Source organism: Citrobacter sp. wls827 (assembly GCF_005280875.1).
GTDB lineage: Bacteria > Pseudomonadota > Gammaproteobacteria > Enterobacterales > Enterobacteriaceae > Citrobacter > Citrobacter youngae.
Genome location: NZ_SZWR01000010.1, coordinates 9,286 through 10,728 on the forward strand (window position 1 = coordinate 9,286; position 1,443 = coordinate 10,728).

A 1,443-nucleotide genomic window follows, 5' to 3' on the forward strand; every position below is an offset into this window, starting at 1 on the left:
TGCGGGTAATACCGGCATCCAGTCAATCGGTTTTTCACCTCGTTGTTCCAGCCATTCATTAGCCAGTACAAAGTGATTGCAGCCAAAGAAACCGCGATGTGCAGAGAGCGGTGATGGGTGTGGCGCTTTCAACACATGGTGACGCTGCGCATCAATAATCGCGCCTTTCTTCTGAGCATGTGAACCCCAGAGCAGGAAAACCACACCTTCCCGATGTTGGTTAATCAGGCTGATGACTTTATCAGTAAACGTTTCCCATCCCAGACTGGCATGCGAATGCGCCTGACCCGCCCGAACGGTGAGAACGGTGTTGAGTAACAATACGCCCTGGCGTGCCCAGCTTTCCAGGTATCCATGTGTCGGACGGGTAAATCCCGGGATGGTGGCTTCCAGCTCTTTATACATGTTCAGTAGTGACGGCGGAGTGGCGATGCCAGGGCGTACAGAGAAGGCGAGACCGTGTGCCTGGCCTGGGCCGTGGTAGGGATCTTGTCCCAGAATGACAACTTTAACGTCGCCAAGCTCAGTAAAGCGAAACGCGTTAAACACATCTTTTTGCGGTGGATAGATTGTCATACCCGACTGACGCTCGCCGGCAACGGTATGCAGCGTGTTAACAAAGTAAGGCTGCTGTTTCTCTTCAGCCAGCACATCGTGCCAGGTTAATTCGGTGGCCATCTCGCTCTCCTGCGATTTTTTCAATCCCCATAGCTTAACTGCTTCTTTCAACGGCGCAAAATTCTGCACGTTTCTCAAAGCGCTACCTATTAAAGATAGTTGAAAATTTATGTAAAAAGTTTACCCGTGCATATGGTGTAAGTTGATGTAAAACAATAAAATCCACCTATCACCACTTTTCATGTGTGGTTTTTGTTGATTTAAATCAAAGATTCAAGGGTGTGTGAGGGGTATATATACACTCAAGCAACAATGGTTTTACCAATTGGCCGGATGAGGCCAACCGAAATCAAATAATTTTGCCGGGGAGGCATCAACATGATTACAGGTATCCAGATTACTAAAGCTGCAAACGACGACCTGCTGAACTCTTTCTGGCTGCTGGACAGCGAAAAAGGCGAAGCACGCTGCATCGTTGCGAAAGCAGGTTTCAATGCTGATGACGTCGTTGCCGTCAGCAAACTGGGCGAAATCGAATACCGTGAAGTACCGGTAGACGTACAGCCGGAAGTTCGTGTAGAAGGTGGTCAGCACCTGAACGTTAACGTTCTGCGTCGTGAAACACTGGAAGATGCAGTTAAGCACCCGGAAAAATATCCGCAGCTGACCATCCGTGTTTCTGGTTATGCAGTGCGTTTCAACTCTCTGACCCCAGAGCAGCAGCGCGACGTTATTGCTCGTACCTTTACTGAGAGCCTGTAAGGCTCGCCGGGAATAACCCCGCTCAGCAGAGAATCTACAAGCGGAAGACGCCAGTGCGTCTTC

2 protein-coding genes are annotated in these 1,443 nt (G+C 49.6%); one reads left to right on the forward strand and one right to left on the reverse strand.

Features of this window, described 5'->3' with window-relative positions; genetic code table 11:
- The coding region (gene ung / locus FDX03_RS03435; protein ID WP_137345679.1) for a uracil-DNA glycosylase at nucleotides 1-678 on the reverse strand (678 nt) is incomplete at its 3' end.
- A gap of 318 nt (nucleotides 679-996) precedes the next feature.
- Between ung and grcA the strand changes: the two genes are divergently transcribed.
- Entirely contained in the window at nucleotides 997-1,380 is a 384-nt protein-coding gene (grcA, locus tag FDX03_RS03440) for an autonomous glycyl radical cofactor GrcA (RefSeq protein ID WP_005121223.1), read from the forward strand.
- The last annotated feature ends 63 nt before the right edge of the window (nucleotides 1,381-1,443 follow it).

Excerpts from the sequence above, each read along its gene's own strand:
- grcA (WP_005121223.1), top strand. The coding sequence starts at position 997 with ATGATTACAGGTATCCAGATTACTAAAGCTGCAAACGACGACCTGCTG.